Origin of the sequence: Lysinibacillus sp. FSL L8-0126 (assembly GCF_038630385.1) — a bacterium.
GTDB lineage: Bacteria > Bacillota > Bacilli > Bacillales_A > Planococcaceae > Lysinibacillus > Lysinibacillus fusiformis_D.
The window spans coordinates 4,057,216-4,076,888 of record NZ_CP152028.1 but is presented as its reverse complement, the minus strand read 5'-3'; the positions used below and the strand labels follow the sequence as shown (position 1 = coordinate 4,076,888).

The window sequence follows — 19,673 nt, the reverse complement described above, 5'->3', positions numbered from 1 at the left end:
GTTACGAAGGGCAGCTCAAATTTTAGAACCGAATGAAACAGGAATCTTGATTCACTTGAAGATGGGAGATAGATAGATAATGAAGATCAGGGCAAAGTTAATTGTGATTACATTAAGCCTCTTATTCATTCCAAGCTTAATTATCGGCGTAAGCAGTTATTATTCTGCTAAAGAGCACTTGGATGATATGGGAGAAAAAATGCTAAAAAATAATGTTGAAATGGCACTTCAGTTAATTGATGCAATGAATTATGCCGTTCAAACGGGAGAAATATCGTTAGAGGATGCTCAAGAAAAAGTAAAACAACATTTAATTGGGGATTTACATAGTGATGGTACTCGTGAAATAACTACTCATGTTGATTTAGGCGAGGACGGCTATTTTGCTATTTACGGATTAGATGGTCAAAGAATAGCCCATCCTTTCTCAGAAGGGAAAAATGCTTGGGAGAGCGTTGATAGTAACGGAATTTATATGATACAAGATATGATAAAAGCAGCAGAAAAGGGTGGGGGTTTTACATATTACGCTAGAGCATTACCGAACCAACCTGATACAGAAGAAGACAAAATAGCCTATAGTGCTTTAGATCCGAACTGGGGTTGGGTGGTAAGTGCTAGTAGCTTCATGGCATCATTTAATCACGGCGTTCAGTTAATTCAACATACGATTATGGTTACACTTGCTAGTAGTGTTGTTATAGGTTTAATCGTTATATTTTTATTTTCAAGACATTTAGCAATTCCAGTTCAGATGGTCACTGATAGTGTTCAAAAGATTGCTAATCAAGATTTAACCTTTAAGCATCTAAAAGTTCAAAATAAAGATGAGTTAGGTCATTTAGCGACAGGAATTAATACGATGACTACAAATTTAAGAGGTATGATTGAATCCGTTTCAAGTTCAGCCGAACATGTGGCAGCTACATCTGAACAACTCACTGCGAGTAGTGAACAAACAAGCATGGCCTCAGATGAAATTACTAAGGCTATTCAAGAAATTTCTACAGGGCAAGAAAAGCAACTGGCTGGTATGGAGGAAGCAAATCATTCAGTTTTACAGATATCATCAAGCATCACAGAAATTACGAAAAATATTAAAGAATTAAGCGATCTATCCATTGAAACTTCTAAGGTTTCTCTTTATGGTAATGAAGTCATTACACAGACAGTGGAACAAATGAATCAAATTAATAGCCAGAACATCGTGACGACTGAAGCAATGCAATTGCTTGAAAGTAAATCACAAGAGATTGGTGAGATTATTAATGTCATTACTAGCATTGCAGCTCAAACCAATTTACTAGCTTTAAACGCAGCAATTGAAGCAGCACGAGCAGGAGAACAAGGGAAAGGATTTGCTGTTGTTGCAGATGAAGTGAGGAAATTAGCAGAGGAATCAGGCAATGCAGCTAACAACATCTCTGCTTTAATAGGTGATATTCAAATGAATACACAAAATACAGTACAAACTGTCAATGAAGGAAAAATGGTAGTGGAAAAGGGGATAGATCATGTTGCGAATGCGGGGAAAACATTTGAAGAAATCGCATTTGATGTAGACCTGATTAACAATAAACTAGCATCTGTCTCTACAGAAATTCAAGATATTAGTGCGAATACAGACATTCTTGTAAATGAAATATGGAAAGTAAAAGATGTTAGCAATCAGTCATCAAGCTATACACAACAAGTCGTAGCGGCAGCGGAGGAACAATCTGCTACGATGATTGAGATGACATTTGCATCCCGTTCTTTAGCAGAGATGTCGCAGGAGCTTCAAAATTTAGTATCGAACTTTAAAACAGATGAATAAATAACGATGGTAAAGGCAGCCATTTAAACTAAATATAGTGAGCTAGCAAATTTCTTGAAGTGGTGATTTGTTAGCTCTTTTTTTGTGCAAGTAAAAGAGCTGAATTATCCACTTTTAACCAATTATTAGTGCTCCACATAAACTTCACATTCAATACACGCCAACTACAGATTCACTTTATAAAATATATTATATGTATAGTAATTTTTTGATAATAATTGGAGGAATTAGGATGGGGACTGGGATAACAAAATTTGAATCAAATCGTAAGTTTGTATTGACGAGTATTGAAAATAAAAAATCTTTCGCATTAGTATATATTACAATCATAAGTTGGCATAATGTAGATACTTTTAATTGTATAGATGAGGTTAAGAGAGAATTAGCAATGTATCAAACAGAGGTTGAATGTTACAGAGTATTTGATAAGGAATATATAGTAGTCTGTAATGTTCAGTCGCAGGCTCTTTCCATTATTAATGATTTATCACATATTGATTATGTAAGGACACACTATCTATATGTACAAGATAGAAGACTTCCAGCGTTAAATTACGTTAGACAAGTCTATTCGCAAAATAAGGATAGTTATGCTGTAAAAGCACCCATTTCACAGGAATGTTTACTATCGAAAGAGTTTGAAATCGTTTTCCAACCCATATTGCACAATGATAGGCAATTATCCTTTGAAGCACTAAGCAGGTGGAAATGCGAAGAACTAGGTTCGATATCACCAGGTGTTTTTATTCCGATGTTAGATAATGAGAGTTTGATAAAGTTAACTAAGAATATTATTAATAAAGCTGTTGATTTGTTGAAAAGATATAATGAGATAGTTTATGTCTCGATTAATTTAACCGCTTCATTAATCAATGATATCACTTGGCTAATGGAGCATTTGGATGACATTAATTTTACGAACAATAAACGAATTGCTTTTGAATTAACGGAGGAAACCCTAATGGGAATCGAGGCGAGAGAAAATTTAAAAGTTATTCGTGAACGTGGTCATATTTTATTAATTGATGATTTTGGTTCTGGCTATTCCAATTTTCAATATATTTCGCTGTTTCCTCTAGATGGGGTGAAATTAGATAGATTGTTTATTGAGAGCAACTCAAATAAAAAGGTAGTTGCATTGCTTACAAAATTTATCAAAACACTAGATTTAAAAGTGATTATAGAAGGAGTAGAAAGCGTTGAGCAGCTTAATTCCTTATCAGAGGCCGAATATGATTCAATACAGGGCTATTACGTATCTAAACCCCTCACTATAAATGAATTGATGCTATTTATGAATGCCACTAGATAGACAAACTATGAAGCAAAAAGGGAACTCCAGACAATCTCCAGTGTAGCTGCACATATAGGATTAACTTGTAAGACAAAATACACCTTAAAAGGAAATGAAATATTATAAAAAGAACATGAGATTGGTTGCTACAACTTTTGATACTATATTTTCTGCATTTGCAGCAAAGTCCCCAACTCAAATTATTGGAAGTAGTGAATTTGTGGTAGATCAAGTGAGTAACCAGCTAACGCTAATGAGATTTCAAAAGAGAAGGTACAAGTCATTTTTAACAAAGCAGAAGCAGAGACATTAACGAAAGAGGAAGCGATAAAACAACTAGGGCGCTTTTCTGAAATAAGAAAACTCCTTTCTCAAATAACGTAAACATTTCTAATATTTTTGTGTATTTATGATGAGAAAAGCGTAAGTTAATAAAATAACCTTTTTATTTATGAGGTTATTTTAAGGGATTTATCAAAATCTATATGGATTGTTAGCTTATCATTCAAATAAGTGACTGATCTAAAATTAATAAGAAACATCTATCAATTCCAATAAGAATTGATAAATTTTATGAAATATGAAATTAGATCCCTTGACGAAGTAATTATAATGAACTGCCATTCAAAGCGTAATCATTACTAATTATGAAGTGTTAGAAATGAGAGTCAATATTACTTTAGCATGTACAGAAACAGGTGATAAAAATTGTATTACGACTAAAAATAAACGAAATAACCCAGAACGATTAGAATTAAAAAAGTATTCTCCCCGACTAAAACGTGTACGTTTCGCCGAGAAACTAAATAATAAAGTAAAAACGCTTTTAGAAAGATTCGTCAGTAATTTTCGAGTCTTCTAAAAGTGTTTTTAATTTAAAAAAATACTTGCAATATGATTAGAAATATGATTAACTAAAATATGTTTCAAATCGTAATGATTACTATTTATTAGTTTTAACATGGATAAAATCACAGTTACATCATTAAGTGGTTATTTAGGGGCTGGTAAAACAACAATACTTAATAATTTGTTATCGAATACAAAAGATTTAAAAATGGCAGTCATTGTAAATGATATGAGTGAAATTAACATTGATGCCGATTACTTTTAGATAGCATTCATCTTACTTTTATACCCCTCATATCATTAAGCTTTGGAATCGTGTGAGATCCATGTAGAATCCTCTGTTATTAAGACTATGAACTGCTTCCCATTGTAAAATACCCATTTTAAAATAGAGTAATTTTTCTATATTTACATTTAGCTTAATAGTGAAATAACAGTCTAAGAGAGGTACATAAAAAGATTATGAAATAGAAATAAAATAAAGTTCCCAGTAGTATTGCGAGAAATGTTATGAAGGAATTTGACCTAAAGGTAATACTTATTGAAAAGAGGCAGTCAAATCATGAATAGAAGATACTAATTGAAATGTCTAATGGGCCTATTTGTTTGTTTTTTGGAAGATTAATAAATGAAATACAGAAACATAAAGACTTTGGGTGTTTGGAGTAGAATGAAAATAAATAAAAAAATATTGATAATAGTAATCATTACTATTTATAATGGTGGAGCGACCTGTTCAAAGCGTAATCATTACTTTTTGTGAATTTGAAGGAGGGAGGAATAAATAACATTATTTATAAAAAGAAATCAAATTAGAAATTACTTCTTTTTGTGTGGATTGATTTTAGCATCAATTAAATGGAATAACTATGAATTTAAGGAGACTAAACATGTTAAAGAGAAAATATTTTTTATTTATCCCATTATTTGTTTTACTTTTTTTAGTAGCTTGTAGCGATGATACAGCACCCAATGCTGGTGAAGAAAGTAGTGTTAATAAAAATACATTGAAAATGTCTTGGCCGTCAGATATAGGAGAGGCGAACCCTCATTTATATTCACCAAACGAAATGTTTGCACAGGCGCTGCTATATGATCCATTAGTTGCTTATGGAAATGATGGAACAATATCTCCAGGATTAGCTGAGAATTGGGATATTTCTGAGGATGGTAAGGAATATACATTTCATTTGCGAGAAGGAGTAGTATATTCTGATGGTTCTATGTTAACAGCAGATAACGTTAAACGTAATTTTGAGACAGTTATCGGAAATAGTTTAGCGCATAGTTGGTTAGAGGTAGTAACAGTTATTGATGAAGTTGAAGTAATTGATGAGTTAACAATAAAGGTCTCATTAAAAGAATCATATTATCCGTTTTTACAGGAGTTGGCTTTAATTCGTCCATTACGTATGTTAGGTGACGCTGGATTTCCAGACAGTGGCAATACAGCAGATGGAATCAAGAAACCAATTGGTACAGGGCCATGGATTTTAAATGAAGCAGATGAAAATCATGCTGTATTTACGAGAAATGAAAATTATTGGGGAGAAAAACCCTCGATTGAAAAAGTAGAAGTGAAATATATTGCTGATTCACAGATGCGTATGATGGCTTTAGAAAATGGTGAAATTGATTTAATTTTCGGAAGTTCCCAACTTACTCCAATTGAGTTTACCACATTGAGACAGAATGACGAGTATTTGACTGAAGTTTCAGACCCTCTATCAACTCGTATATTATCTCTTAATACCACTTTTGGTGTAACTAAATATAAAGAGGTACGATTGGCGCTTCAACATGCACTAGATCGACAAACTATTATTGATCATATTTTAAGTGGTATGGAGCAAGAGGCACACTCTTTATTTTCACCAGGATTCCCATATAGTGATATTGAAATTGAAGAATATAATTTTGATGTAGAAAAATCTAAAAAAATTCTAGATAAAGCTGGCTGGATAGTTGATGGAAAAACTGGGATTCGTTCAAAGAATGGTGAAAAGCTTGAATTACTAATGGCTTACAATTCAAGCGACCAAATTCATAAAGCAATATACGAGTATTTACAAGGAGCTTGGAAAGAAGTTGGTGCGGATGTGAAATTGGTAGCCGAGGATAATCAAGTGTATTATGCGCGAACAAAAGCAGGTGAATACAACATAGTAATGAATGATACTTGGGGCGCACCTTATGATCCTCATATGTATATACGTACTATGACAGGAGAGCAACAAATTGGTAACTATTCCATTATGGGAACAGATTCGAGTGACAAACTTATAGAGGAAATTACACGTGTTATTAGATCTACAGATGTAACTGAGCGGGCTTCATTATATGAAAGTATAATCCAAACAATTCAGCAAGAGGCTATCTTTATACCAATTTCATATAAGCAAAATTATCTTGTGGCAAATGATGTATTCAAAAAAATCAAATTCTCTCCTCAACAATTTGAGGTACCAATTAATTTATATGAGATGAAGTGATAATAATGGCAAAGTACTTTTTAAACCGCTTTTTTAGTATGACTATAGCAATGATTGGTTTAACGTTAATTGCATTTTCACTCATGCGTATTATGCCTGGTGATCCGATAGAGTCATATTATATGGCAAACCATATTCCAGTAACAGATGAAATACTAGAGCAAGCAAGAGAGGAGCAAGGGTTGGATAAGCCCTTGCTCACACAATATGTAACATGGCTTGGTGGAGTATTAAAATTCGACTTTGGAACTTCATATATGAATGGAAACGCAGTTAGTGAGGAATTATTGTCCTATTTTGGTGTTACAACTCAGTTGGCGCTCGTAGCTTTTCTATTAATATTAGTTATTTCTATTCCACTTGGGATTTTTAGTGCAGTAAAAAAGGGCTCTGCTTTTGATAATCTAACAAGAATGACTATATTTTTCATTGCCTCGATGCCTAGTTTTTGGCTAGGTTTCGTTCTGATTTATGTTGTAGCTTTTAAGCTTAATCTTCTTCCACTTATGGGATGGGGAAATTTAGATGCAATCATTTTACCAGCATTAACTTTAGCTTTGGCCAATGTACCATTTTACATTCGTATGATTCGTACAAATATGATTGAGCAAATGGATAAGCCTTTTATAACGTTTGCACGTGCTAGAGGTATAAGTGAGTCAGTCATTATTCGTAAGCATATTTTTAAAGCTACATTGACACCATTTATAACTTCACTTGCGATGACATTAGGGGTACTTATTGGTGGGGCTGCAATAGTTGAAATTATTTTTTCTATACCCGGCATAGGCCGTTATATTGTTACTGCAATAACAGCGAGAGATTATAACGTAATGCAAGGTTTCATTATGATTATTGGTTTCTTCTACATTATCATTAATTTTTTAGCGGATATAATATGTGCGTTTATTGATCCGAGAATTCGATTAAAGGAGGAATTGTGATGAGAAAAAAATGGGCATTTTACTGTAGTACGTTTCTTGTAAGCATCCTATTTTTTGTTGCGATATTTGGACCATTGCTTATGCCAAATGATCCTCATTTACCGAATATGGCCATGAAGCTACAAGGTTTTTCAATACAATATCCTCTTGGGACAGATCATTTAGGACGTTGCGTTTTATCAAGGTTAATCGAAGGTGCGAGAGTGTCGTTATTTGTTGCACTCATTGTACTACTAGTCACGCTACTAATTAGTATGGTCGTTGGTATAACTGCAGGCTATGTTGGAGGTTGGATTGATTTAGTCTTAATGCGTCTATGCGATATTTTGCTCGCAATTCCAAATTTTATTTTTGCGCTTATTATTGTTGGTGCACTTGGAGCAGGGATGGGAAATCTAGTAATTGCAATTGTCATTGTAATTTGGGTCGGCTTTGCACGAGTTATACGGAATATGGTTGTGAGTTTAAAAGAAACGAATTATGTGGTTTATGCCAAAATTTGCGGTGTCCCGACTTTGAAAATTATGTGGCGTCATATCGTACCGTTTGTATTTCCGCAAATGCTTCTACTAAAGCTAATCGGTTTAGGTTCAACGATATTAATGATTTCAGAGTTGTCTTTTTTAGGACTTGGGATAACGCCTCCAACAGCTGAATGGGGCATGATGATTAGTGAGAGTAAAACATACTTAATGATAAAACCTGAGTTAATGATCATTCCAGGTGTAATGCTTTCAATAACTGTATTAACTTTTAATGCATTTGGTGATTCGTTAAGAGATTTACTTAATCCAAAATCAGTGTGAGAAGAGGTGAAATAATATGTTAGAGATTAGAAATTTAACTGTATTTATCCATAATAAACAGGTGCTAAATCAAGTGAGCTTATCAGTTCTGAAAGGCAAGGTTGTTGGAATTATTGGGGAGAGTGGTAGCGGAAAATCTGTATTATGTTCGACGATTTTAAATCTTTACCGTAAAGAGCGATCTGCAAAGGGAAGTATTGAATTTGATGGAAAGAGTTTGCTTTCGATAGAGGAGAGAAAAATGCGTGAGGTGCGAGGAAAGGAAATTGGGCTCATTATGCAAAATCCAATGTCCATGTTTAATCCAATTGTGTCGATTGGTGGACATTTCATTGAAACGCTTCAAGCACATACAAAAATGTCTAAAAAGGAAGCAATTGAGAAAGCAAAGGAGCAGCTCGCACTTTTTCAATTAGGTAATGTAGAGATCTTAAACAAATATCCAAATGAACTAAGCGGAGGAATGCTTCAGCGTATCATGATTGCCATTGCAGCAAGCCTTGAGCCAAAGCTATTACTTGCTGATGAACCTACCACAGCACTAGATACTATGACACAACTTGAAATATTAAAGGAATTAAAAAAACTTCATGAGAAAACGGCAATGTCGATGTTGATTGTATCGCACGATTTAGGTGTTATTGCAAATTTAGCAGAAGAAATAGTTGTAATGAGAAGAGGGATTGTAGTTGAGCAAGGTCCCACTTCCCATATTTTATTGCACCCGATTCATCCTTACACTCAAACGCTTGTTGCAGCACGAGATGAGCATAGTAAGTTAGAAGAGCTTGCTGATAAGTATGAAGGTTCAGTATCAGGAGAGCTTGTCTTATATGATCAGAACCACTGGGTGAGAATGGAGGGGACAAACAGATGATCCAAGTACAGCAAGTATCTAAAAGCTATAGTCAATCACGATTTTTTAGGAAGAAAAATTCGATGGTAAAGGCAGTAGAAAATGTGTCGCTTAATATAAAAGAAGGCAGTTGCTTTACGTTGCTAGGACAAAGCGGTTCTGGAAAAAGTACGCTTGGTAAAATGATACTTGGAATTGAAAAGCCAGATGATGGTGTGATTTTATTTAATGGGATAAATGTACATAAAACAACTATAAATGAACGAAAACGATTGCAACAATCGTTACAAGTGGTATTTCAAGATTGTCATAGTGCAGTAAATCCTAAGCTTAAAATCAGAGACATTATTGTGGAACCAATACTAGTATATGAAAAGCTAGATATAAATCAAATAGAGGATCGTGTAGGAAAGTTACTAAAAATGGTTGGTCTGTCAGAAGAGGATATGATGAAATATCCTCAGCAATTCAGTGGCGGACAATTACAGCGAATTACAATTGCACGTGCGATTTCCACACAACCTCGATTGATTGTTTTAGATGAATCAGTAAATAGTTTGGATGTCTTGGTGCAAATTAGTATTTTAAAACTACTCAAACGATTACAGCACGAGTTAAAACTAACTTACTTTTTTATCACCCATGACATACATGTAGCTCGACTTTTGGCAGATGAAATCGCGATTATGCATAAAGGAAGAATTGTGGAACAACTACTGATAGATGAGTTAGAGAATGCAAAACATGTGGCCACAAAAGTATTATTGGATTCACAACTTAAAATCGATTCTATTCACCACCAATTGGACCTAAAAGAGGAGTTGGAATTATGAAAGTAAGTCCATTATCTTTTAGCATGCTACAAAACTACGGCTTGGCAATTTTTTATTTTACGGCTAATTCTGTATTAACTGTCATATTCCCTTTGCAGGCAGCTAATCACGGAATGAAAGAGGCAGAAATCGGTCTGATGATGGGAATCTATATGTTTGTTTGTATGGTGTTACGTCCATGGGCTGGTCAAATGGTATCAAAATACAGTGTCCATACAGTAATGAAATATTTATTACTAGGGCATGTAGCAGCACTCCTTTTGTATGTATCGCTTGGTGTTGAAAGTCTTTATGTTGTGCGCATTTTGCAAGGAATCGTGACGGCATTTTTCTCCATGTCGATGCAAATGGGTATCACGGAGACTTTACGAGATGAAGATAGAGGACAAGGTATGGCAATGTATTCTTTATCAAGTGTCATGCCAGGGTTATATGGACCAGCATTAGCAATGGTTATCTGGGTTCAAGGAGATGTATCTTGGCTATTAATTTTTATTACCTGCTTAGCTTTTGCACCTCTTATGTTTTTCATTAGATCACCATTACCGAAAGTAAAAAAAGAAAATGTATCGTTCACCTTGGAGGATATGAGAAAAGGAATGAAATTAGCTCGTGCGCATAAAGGGTTAATCGTTTCTTCGGGGGTAATGCTTATAGGTGCAAGTATATTTGGGGCAATCTCGACATTTTTACCTCTGTACTTTTTAACTACAAATACAGGGAATGTTGGGCTTTATTTATTTCTGCAGGCTCTAGTTGTTGTAGGGAGTAGATTTATTTTTAGAAAATATATTCCATCTGATGGAAAGTGGCATCCAGGTTTCATAACCCTTATATTGAGTAGCTCTATTATTGGGACAACGATGCTAGCGGCACTTCCTCTTATCGGATCGTTTGTCTATATTAGTGTTTTATTTAATGGAATAGCAGCAGCGATGTTATATCCTACATTAACCACATACATTTCTTTTGCAATTCCGGAGTCACATAAACATGTATTATTAGGGTTATTTTTAGCATCGTATGACTTAGGTTTTTCTTTAGGTGGGATGGTAATGGGTATTATCGTACAATTTGGTTCATATCCAATGATGTTTTCTGCATGTTCAGTAATTGGTTTATTGGCAATTATATATAATTTAACTGCTAGTGGAGAATATACTAACTTAGAACATTGTGATGCCCTTCAAAGGTCCAAGTAAAGAAGTCAATGAGAATGTCCAAAATACCTTCATTTTTAGCGTGACTTCGCTTCAACATCATTATATTTAATTTAAGATTGATTAGGAACTGATATTTTTTAGGATGGTTGAAAGAATGAATGATCAGATGGGTGCTATTTAAGGGCCATACCTAGTAAAGAAAAATGAAAAACCCCAAAAGACTGCATATAACAGGCTTTTAGGGCTTTGTAGGGTACATATTACAAAATAAAAAAATTAGTCCGTGAAGCATAAAGATGATAAGTAACCTAACATTAATAAAAGACCAATACCCATTACGATGCTCATGATTTGTACCTCCTTTAAAAAACCGACACATTATTCATAAATATTGTACAATGAATTATAGAAATATGAAACCTTTTAATGGCGAGAACGTATATAATAATAGGAGAATTACCAATTTGTACATAAAGAGTAGGTGACAAAAAATGAAAACGTGGGTTAAAAAAAGTATAGTTATCATGGTTGCGTTTTTAACATTTGGTTTAATAACGCCTACACATGAAATTTGGGAAGCATTTGATCACAATCCTTCGAACCGTGCATCCATCGGCCCTGAACCGAGGACAAGCACTGCTGTTGCTGCTGAGCATGATGATTATCAAGACGAACAGATACAAATTCAAGAAGAAGAGATCGATTATAATGCCTTACTCCTAGATGCAGCAAGAGAGCAATCGTACATAAAATTTGGCACAAAAGTCGGTCCGAAAATTAGCAATGAATTCGACAGCATCATCTTCCCAAAAATGGAGGAAGCAATTGCGATGACAGTGGCTAATCTTGGCGATCAAAGCGCTGCATCATTAACAATCTCTGAAAAGCCAAGTGGTCATTATGGTGAAAAAATTTTCAATGTCATTAACAATGAAACCGGAGCAGATGTAATCCGTTTCCATGTGCGTACAGAAAAAAGACCACAGGAAGGCTACTACTATAACTTCCACTATCACAGTGCCGAGGACGAATTCATGGTACACCACAACCTTGGCGATATCTATTGGGAAAAAAACACACCACCAAAGTGGTTGTCATAGAAGATGTGAAACACTCGTTTACAATGCGAGTGTTTTTTTATTTGGAAACATTGATATATCAACGTTTGTAGTAAATGTTTTTGTCATATTCTTTTAGAGATATACAGAGTGGGGGAGGTAATGAAATATATGTACCCTAAAATCATCATTTTTTGATTTCCTTAGATTTAAATGAAATCTAAAGTGATGATTTCATCGTTAAAATAATGCCTTTTGAAATCCATTAATGCGGATGATAAGCGAGATTTGTCCAACATGATATGCTTCATGCGTATACACATGATTAAACAGCCAATTTAGTGTAGGTACTGAAGGTGGCATCCATCCATCTGAAAATTTAGGAATTTCGACTAATTTATTGAGTTGCAAATCTCCTAATATATGTAATATGTCATCAGTATGTCTCTAATTTGAATATAGCTATCTAATATATCTTTAGGTGAACAAGCATCGTTAAGATTTAAAATACAACTTTTTTTAAGTCCAATTTCATTCACCCAATAGTCTTCGCTACTTGATATATGAGAAATTATCCAAGCTAGATTATTTGGATAGAAATCTGGTTTCTTAAACCAAAATTCCTCATCAAGATTGTTTAGGTAAGGTATCAAAATTTTTCTAAGATCATTACGATATGGAAGCAGCAAATCAATACATCCTTTCACTTATTAATATGTTTATTATAAATGAATTGATAAGAAGGCTTTTTAGAAATTATAAAAATACTTTATTTCATAGTTCAAGAAGTATATGGCTGGAGAATTAAATATTTGGAATGATCAATCGAAAGAAAATGTGACATAGTGAGGTGTAAATAATTGGACGAAAGATTGACTGAGAAATCAGTAGGTAATTTTAAATACGACTGAAAAACTTTAAACATAAATCGAATGAATTCAATGATTTTGATCCTTTCTTTGCTTATTGCAAAGCTGTTAAAAGGTTGGGAGAATTAGAAGGTGCAAATGAGTCAAAACTGATTAAAGAATGGTGCAAAGATGATGGAGATGTCTCTGGTGGAGTTTCCCTATAGTAGAACCACCGTATGGTAGAACACCTTTAGACAGCGACGTCTCTAATTAAGTCACGCATTCTAGGAGAATTGTGTTGCCAATAGGAGTAAATGAATTTGAATAGTTTAATGTCGCACTTTGAGGATGAAGGATAGCAAATGGAACATTATTATAAAAACCAGCACTCGGTTTTATTGGCACTATTTAGAACTCTATATAAAAAAATCCCCACTAATACGTTTTAAACGTCCTTAGAAGGGATTTTACATTTATTAAATTATTAGTGGATTAGACATACCATAACATGAGAACCTAAACAACTAGCACAAGCAACAGCACCTACAACATTTCCACCAAATATTACTGACGCACATGCAGCACTACATATTTGTTTTGTTAGTTCAGGGGCATCATACCAATAGTTTTTTAAGCATTCCCATGAATCACTCCAATAACCTGCTTTAGCACTATTGGTTGATAAAAGGGAAACTTCTGAATTTTTATCGAAATAAACATGTTTATCAATTACCTTATTTGTACTTGCTTCAAGAGTCATACCAAGCATGTCTTCGTTATTTAATGTTGCATAAGTAACATTGATTTCATCATTCTCTACATCTAGAGTTGATTTCATTATGATAAATTCACCGACTTCACCAGTTGTTTTATCATAAGTAGTCAGTAATCGTATATCAAAACTTTCATTGTTCTTTTTATAAGGAATCATCAAACCATCTTTATTCTTACCGTAATCCATATATTCAGTATTTTGCCAATCAAAGTCTTCTCTACTGTATTCACTATGTGTGAACTTCTCTGCAATATCTAAATCCTCTTTTACTTCATTTACGACTACTGAGTTATTAAGAAAACCATTCTTTTCAATTTGCAAAGGTGCTTGTTGTGAACAACTATTACAATCATTATGTTCATTTGTTTCTTTAGCCAAAGCACCTAAATTTACAGATAGGGGTTGAAATGCTAAAAGCATAATCATTACAAAAAGGATTAATTTTTTCTTCATTTACTACTCCTCCTAACTTTAAATTTACTTTTTGAAAAATTTGTACCACGGCGTACCTATAAAGAAAACAGCAAACAATAGGATGAGAAAATCATAGGTTTGTATCCCATCTGAAAAAAGGATTAGTAATACGGCTATCAATGCCAATACTCTAAGTAGGACTGATTTTTTCATTTAAGACCCCCATTCTTTTCTGATATTTCGGGAACAGTTTATACACATAAACCATTCATAGAAAATTTTAACATTAAAAATGAATGTTTTCCATATAAATTCCAAATGTTTTTCTTTTATATTATGAAATTTATTCTCCTCTATTAAATATGTGTAACATAAAGTTTCTGTTTTACATAAGCAGGTAGTAAAATTAAAAGTAGACAAGAAGAGTCAAAGTCTAGTTTTTTGAGAAAAGGAGTGTTTTTATTAGAATTTAAGATTTAATAGAGTGATAGATGTCAAAGGATTATTAAAATAAAGTAGCTTGTTTCTACATGTGTAAACATCTCTGAAAAAAGTAGAAAAAAGAGCATACATACCAATTTGAAAAATTAAAGCAGTTGACTTTTCAGAGTATGTTTATGCTCAGAAAGGACAAAAATTAGCGGTTAATAATGAATCTACAGGTCAATTTAACTTTATTACTCAATTGGTAGATTCTAATAATAATAATATAGGAGATGAAGTATATTTCACTGATACTCAATATAGGACTGTACCAAGTTCTGGTAATTACAGGGTGAAAGTATATTGTAGTGATACATCAATTAAGGAAAGATGTACTGGAAGAGGTTCAGTCTCCCAATAAATATAAAGAGTAAGGATTTAAGTTCAAGTGTTAGTGAACTTAGATCCTTTTTCAATTATATTTTGTAATACAGCTAAATAATTCATACTTTTATTGAAATACTAAATATCGAAGGGAGATTTATTGAAAACAGTTCAGAGATTAATGCTTTATTTTATTGATTGGGGTGTAGCAAAATGGTTAAAAAAGTTTGTAATATTTTATTTATAATTAGTTGCATTTTTATTTTTACCTTTAGTGTTAATGTTTATGCAAATACTCAATCGTCCTCTTTAGTGGATAAATATTCTGAAGGAGGATATAAATCCCTTGACAGTGCTGTTCATGCGTTTGAAAAATACTACAAAACTGAAGTAAAGTTACCAACAATTCCTTCTACCATTTCATTTACACACAAATTCGGTAAATTTTATGTAGATTCTGAATATAATCTGAATACCACTTTAAACTTAATTTTTGTAAATGAACATATAAAAGAGAATATATTTAAAATTGATATTCGGTCTTTAAAACATAAATTGGACTTTGAAGGTGAAAGTTATCCACTCAAAGATGGTAGTAAAGGAGTTTATTTTGAACATCAAATATATACGTTCTTTGTCTTTGAAAAAAATAATTTGCAGTATATGTTCGGCATTCATAAAAAAGGTGCCGATTCCATCAAACCAGAGTTACTTGTTGAAATGGCAAATTCAATTTAGCTTTAAATAAAAACCAGGGACTACTTGTGTACCTGGTTTTTTGAGGAATATCTACATCGTTTATTATCGAACATAACATTACTTCATTTGGTTATTTTTGGTATAAAACTATTCGTTTTAAGTAGAATCAAAAGGCTCAATCATTACAACTTTGTAAAATGGCGATAACTCTTCTACTAGCGGCTTAAAATCAAGTGCTGGTGTTCCTGTCCCAAAACCTGGTAGTAGCACGACTGTTTCTGTGCCTTGTCCTTGAATCAAAACATTCATATTTTTTCCATCCACTAATTTTTCTATCTTTTGAAAATTAATTCTTGATAGTCCTCCAAATGTTCAGTAATGGATAATGGATTAAACTACTATATGAATTTTGAGCGTCTAATTTGTAATAACAGTATACTTAGTCTTCATCTGGTTTGAGAATTAGTGTAAACGGAGGGGGAGGGAGGTTTACTTTAAATGCTGCATCATACCTAATGTTTAAATTCGGTTGAAGCTGCCTCTGTTGGAATTGCTAATGCTTAAGGTTTGCTAGCTGAATTTCAGGTTTGGCTACTTTAAATCAAGACACTTCACCACAATTTTTGCAAAACAACAAAATAAGTCGGGAGCCCGAAGCAATTAAAGATCTTATAGGTCTAACATTTCTATCGCAAGATAATTTTCATGACCAAGCTAACCAGTTGCAAAAGAGTTACTACTACAAGCTCTACAGATTTTCCATAATATCACCTCATTGGGTATAACGTGAAAAAAGCTATAGCTTTTGCAAAGGCTACAGCTTGAAGTCTTACAAACTCATCGCATTCTCCTAACTTTCAAAACTACCTAAAACCATAAAATCTACAATAACGCCACTTACTGGATTTTCTGAACCTAATACACTAATTCCTAATACTGTGACACCACTAATATTTGTAATATTAGCAGAGACATATTTTCCAGTACTATTCTTTTCTCTCATTTGTACTCTTGGTCTTGCATTGATCGATGAATTTGTAGAATATACACTTGCCACGGCATAGTCAATCGTTGATAATAGTGGATTGCCATTAGCTAATGCATTGTCTGTAAAATAAAACGTAGCTATACCATTTGCGTCTGATGTAGCTTGCCCATAAACAATGCGCCTTTCTTTTTTGGGATTCGACTCTCCCGCTTTAAACACATGCAATAATGTTGGTGCTAGTGTGATGAATTCAATACTCATAGCCTTACCCCTTGTTATATTTTGGCATTATTACTATACTATGAATTTTTTATTCGTTTATTACTTCTTCACTGTCCTTGATGATTCTTGTTTAGAGAGGAAGTTGAAAGAAATGATTGAGTGAACTACTTTGAACAGAATGTGCATTTAAAAGTATTTAGTATTACAGGTGGTGAGCCAATGATGGGTAAAAAATCTGTCTAAAATTAAAAAGCTGTAGCGTTGTTACACGCTACAGCTCAAATCGGTTAATGCTCTTTGTTGGTTTAGTCATATAGCATTATAACATACTGGAGAGCAAAATGGTGTTAAAAGGATAACAGGTAGCTACTACAGATCATTTATGGGTGATAATAGTAGCTATATTCATGCAAAGATAGCCATGTACGAAATCAAGAGGGATGCAAGTAATCAAGTGTTAATTACAGCAGCTTATTTAGTGGTCAAAATTATAAAATGAAGGCATACGAGCAAGCGATTGCAGAGTACAACAGATGCATCCATGATCCCACTTATGCAACTCATACTGTTAGTCAGTTCCTTGATTTCGCAGATTGTCTCCTAGTAGCATTCATGTTAGAGCTTATGCTAGATTTTGAGAAATTTTGTTTTACTAGTATAATTGGAATATATTCGTTATTGTGTTTTGAGATGGGAGAAATGTATGAAAGATCGTAAGCAAGTGGTCATCGAAGCAACATTGCAATTATTTACTGAAAAAGGGTATCAGCACACATCGGTTCAAGATATTTTAGATAAAGCCAATATTTCAAAGGGGACATTTTATAACTATTTTTCATCCAAAAATGAATGTCTTTCAGCTGTGCTCGAACAAAATCGTCTAGAAAGAAATGTTTTAAAAGAGGAAATTCTAGTCGGCAAGAAAATAGATGATATAGAAGTTTTAGTTGAACAATTAATCGCTTCCTTAAGGATTAAAGAAAAATATAACTTAATGCCTTTATTTCGAGAAATCTCTTTTTTACATGATGAAGAGTTGCAAAAAATTCTTGCTGAACACCGTTTTTATGAAATCACATGGCTAAAAAATAGATTTTATGATATTTATGGGGAGGATGGAAAGCCCTATTATTATGAGTGTGCAATCATATTTTTTGGTACGTTCCAGTATATATCCTTTTATTGGAATTTAGCAACTAAGACAACAATTGATATAAAAAAGGTAGTCTACAGATCGATAAAGTATGTAGAAAGTTTTCTTCCAGAAATGATTGAGAGTGGAGAAATATTATTAGAGCCAAATGATATGTATTTGCTTGAAATGGATTCAGCGTACAAGCCGATCACAAACGATCAAATTCAAAAGAAACTAGAACTGTTTTATAAAAAAATATCGACGGTTGAGCTTCAGCAAAAATCAACGGAACTAACGACGTTGCTTTTGGATGAAATGAGTAGAGAAAAGCCGCGCATAAGCGTTTTAGAACTCATTATCCAACCATTTCGTAGTTCTTTTTCTGACACAATTTATAAATATGAAGCGGAAGAAATCGCTAATCTTTGCTGGCTTTATATGAAAAGTCCAAACAAAGCATAATGACCAGACCAGCTTTTTCTCATAAAGTTGGTCTTTTTCGTCTATCCATGGCCAAATTAATAGGGCGTTGCAATTACTAATTCAGGAAATATTATTTGCATTTTACATTAGAGCTTTATGTAGAAAGGTCGTGATGAAAGTAAGGGGATTATGGTTAACCACAATAAAAGTATTGTTAGAATTAATAAGAATTGTTTTGATTTTTCTCATTTTTGGATGCTTGCTGTGGGGAGGCGTAAGGCTTATTTATACTACTTTACGAATAAATGTCGATGGTACTTACGGAGGCTGGCTAGGAGGAATCGCCATATGTTTTTTATTGTTTGTCCTCTATCGTAATAAACTACAATTTTCAGGTTTTTATGATGACCCAAAGCAACAAAAACTACCTAGAAAAATAACTTACATTTTAGTTACTGGCTCTATTTTTCTATTAATACTTCCGCTGTTGCTCTCGATTAAATAGCGTCTTGATTTTATGCATTGCCCCACTTTTACGTGGTATATAATGGATATGACTAAAAGTAAAGGAGTTAGGACGATGCCAGAATTTAAGAAGAGGGCAGAAGTATCTTTTATCACGAATATATCCCGATTTGATTACCTGAAAGAACAACTACAAGAAGTAGCTGGAAAATTTAATTTCAATCATCTTCAGCTTTCCAAAATAGTTGATTTACCGATAAATGAGCTGGAAAGTTTGCTAAATGGTAAGGGGAATATTACGACTGACCAGCAGGAAATAATAGAGCATAAATTAGCCAAGTTATGTTTTGGTTTTCAAGGTTTTGATGCAAAAGAAAGAGCAACATTGCTCTTGAATGATCTCGTTAAGGATTACATGTTTTCAACAGCAAGTATCGCAAAAATAATTCATGTAGAAGAAAAGGAACTCAACGATTTTAGACAAGCACGGGTAATGGATAGAGAGGCAGAATTGAAAATATGTGTGAATGTGATTCTGCTACATTTTGTTTTACATAACTAATAAGCCCACATCGCCTTTACACGGGAATTGCCAGAAGAGATATAGAAGGATATTATTATCCATTTCATTATGACGAAATGCAAAATGGTGTATTGACAGACAAACTTTGTATACAGATTAGCGGATGATATTTATATATCGAAATCCTACCCGTTAGTCTCGCGATGACAACCACTCCTTGAAGAGTGGTTTTTTGTTGTTTCCGACATAATAGTTATAGG

At 33.5% G+C, this 19,673-nt stretch carries 15 protein-coding genes and 3 pseudogenes; 14 read left to right on the top strand and 4 right to left on the bottom strand.

The window, feature by feature from the left end:
* The first annotated feature begins 79 nt into the window (after nucleotides 1–79).
* The 11 genes and pseudogenes from MHI34_RS19675 to MHI34_RS19625 all read left to right on the top strand — a co-directional run bounded on the left by MHI34_RS19675 (nucleotide 80) and on the right by MHI34_RS19625 (nucleotide 12,153).
* Complete coding sequence (locus MHI34_RS19675; protein WP_342503840.1) at nucleotides 80–1,816, top strand: methyl-accepting chemotaxis protein; 1,737 nt, start codon at nucleotides 80–82, stop codon at nucleotides 1,814–1,816.
* Between the two features lie 232 nt (nucleotides 1,817–2,048).
* Nucleotides 2,049–3,128 carry an EAL domain-containing protein gene (locus MHI34_RS19670; protein WP_342503839.1) on the top strand — a complete coding sequence of 360 codons (1,080 nt, stop codon included), beginning with the start codon at nucleotides 2,049–2,051 and terminating at the stop codon, nucleotides 3,126–3,128.
* A 643-nt stretch (nucleotides 3,129–3,771) separates the two neighbouring features.
* Nucleotides 3,772–3,894: pseudogene (rpmG, locus tag MHI34_RS19665) on the top strand (50S ribosomal protein L33); the annotation flags it as partial.
* Nucleotides 3,895–4,071: 177 nt separating this feature from the next.
* Nucleotides 4,072–4,215, top strand: a pseudogene (locus MHI34_RS19660) (GTP-binding protein); the annotation flags it as partial.
* A 634-nt stretch (nucleotides 4,216–4,849) separates the two neighbouring features.
* Complete coding sequence (gene nikA, locus MHI34_RS19655) at nucleotides 4,850–6,451, top strand: nickel ABC transporter substrate-binding protein (protein WP_101966619.1); 1,602 nt, start codon at nucleotides 4,850–4,852, stop codon at nucleotides 6,449–6,451.
* Nucleotides 6,452–6,456: 5 nt separating this feature from the next.
* On the top strand, nucleotides 6,457–7,395 hold the full coding sequence (nikB, locus tag MHI34_RS19650) for a nickel ABC transporter permease (protein WP_101966620.1): 939 nt from the start codon (nucleotides 6,457–6,459) through the stop codon (nucleotides 7,393–7,395).
* Entirely contained in the window at nucleotides 7,395–8,201 is an 807-nt protein-coding gene (locus MHI34_RS19645; protein ID WP_036122528.1) for an ABC transporter permease subunit, read from the top strand. The genes nikB and MHI34_RS19645 overlap by 1 nt, the downstream gene beginning before the upstream one ends.
* 16 nt (nucleotides 8,202–8,217) lie before the next feature.
* Entirely contained in the window at nucleotides 8,218–9,078 is an 861-nt protein-coding gene (locus MHI34_RS19640; protein ID WP_058843109.1) for an ABC transporter ATP-binding protein, read from the top strand.
* Entirely contained in the window at nucleotides 9,075–9,890 is an 816-nt protein-coding gene (locus MHI34_RS19635) for an ATP-binding cassette domain-containing protein (RefSeq protein WP_051891653.1), read from the top strand. Before MHI34_RS19640 ends, MHI34_RS19635 begins: the two co-directional genes overlap by 4 nt.
* Nucleotides 9,887–11,092, top strand: coding sequence for an MFS transporter (locus MHI34_RS19630; protein WP_051891652.1), 1,206 nt, complete (start codon nucleotides 9,887–9,889; stop codon nucleotides 11,090–11,092). Before MHI34_RS19635 ends, MHI34_RS19630 begins: the two co-directional genes overlap by 4 nt.
* A 452-nt stretch (nucleotides 11,093–11,544) precedes the next feature.
* Nucleotides 11,545–12,153, top strand: a complete 609-nt coding sequence (locus MHI34_RS19625) for a YpjP family protein (RefSeq protein WP_036122522.1) — start codon at nucleotides 11,545–11,547, stop codon at nucleotides 12,151–12,153.
* A 374-nt stretch (nucleotides 12,154–12,527) separates the two neighbouring features.
* Here the strand turns inward: MHI34_RS19625 and MHI34_RS19620 are convergent, their stop codons facing one another.
* Together MHI34_RS19620 and MHI34_RS19615 are read right to left on the bottom strand one after the other, a co-directional pair.
* Nucleotides 12,528–12,818 (bottom strand): DinB family protein, encoded by a 291-nt coding sequence (locus tag MHI34_RS19620; protein WP_342503838.1) that lies wholly within the window; start codon nucleotides 12,816–12,818, stop codon nucleotides 12,528–12,530.
* Nucleotides 12,819–13,446: 628 nt separating this feature from the next.
* The gene (locus MHI34_RS19615) at nucleotides 13,447–14,190 is read right to left on the bottom strand and encodes a hypothetical protein (protein ID WP_342503837.1); all 744 of its coding nucleotides are present in this window, start codon (nucleotides 14,188–14,190) and stop codon (nucleotides 13,447–13,449) included.
* Between the two features lie 981 nt (nucleotides 14,191–15,171).
* Between MHI34_RS19615 and MHI34_RS19610 the strand changes: the two genes are divergently transcribed.
* Nucleotides 15,172–15,696 (top strand): hypothetical protein, encoded by a 525-nt coding sequence (locus tag MHI34_RS19610; protein ID WP_036122515.1) that lies wholly within the window; start codon nucleotides 15,172–15,174, stop codon nucleotides 15,694–15,696.
* Between the two features lie 129 nt (nucleotides 15,697–15,825).
* On the opposite strand, the pseudogene MHI34_RS19605 reads toward MHI34_RS19610, so the two are convergent.
* Both MHI34_RS19605 and MHI34_RS19600 read right to left on the bottom strand, forming a co-directional pair.
* Nucleotides 15,826–15,981 (bottom strand): annotated as a pseudogene (locus tag MHI34_RS19605) (alpha/beta hydrolase); the annotation flags it as partial.
* A 526-nt stretch (nucleotides 15,982–16,507) separates the two neighbouring features.
* Nucleotides 16,508–16,906 carry a hypothetical protein gene (locus MHI34_RS19600; RefSeq protein WP_036122512.1) on the bottom strand — a complete coding sequence of 133 codons (399 nt, stop codon included), beginning with the start codon at nucleotides 16,904–16,906 and terminating at the stop codon, nucleotides 16,508–16,510.
* 664 nt (nucleotides 16,907–17,570) lie between these two features.
* Between MHI34_RS19600 and MHI34_RS19595 the strand changes: the two genes are divergently transcribed.
* Nucleotides 17,571–18,464, top strand: a complete 894-nt coding sequence (locus MHI34_RS19595; protein WP_089932218.1) for a TetR/AcrR family transcriptional regulator — start codon at nucleotides 17,571–17,573, stop codon at nucleotides 18,462–18,464.
* A gap of 541 nt (nucleotides 18,465–19,005) precedes the next feature.
* Entirely contained in the window at nucleotides 19,006–19,452 is a 447-nt protein-coding gene (locus MHI34_RS19590) for an HTH domain-containing protein (RefSeq protein ID WP_342503836.1), read from the top strand.
* The last annotated feature ends 221 nt before the right edge of the window (nucleotides 19,453–19,673 follow it).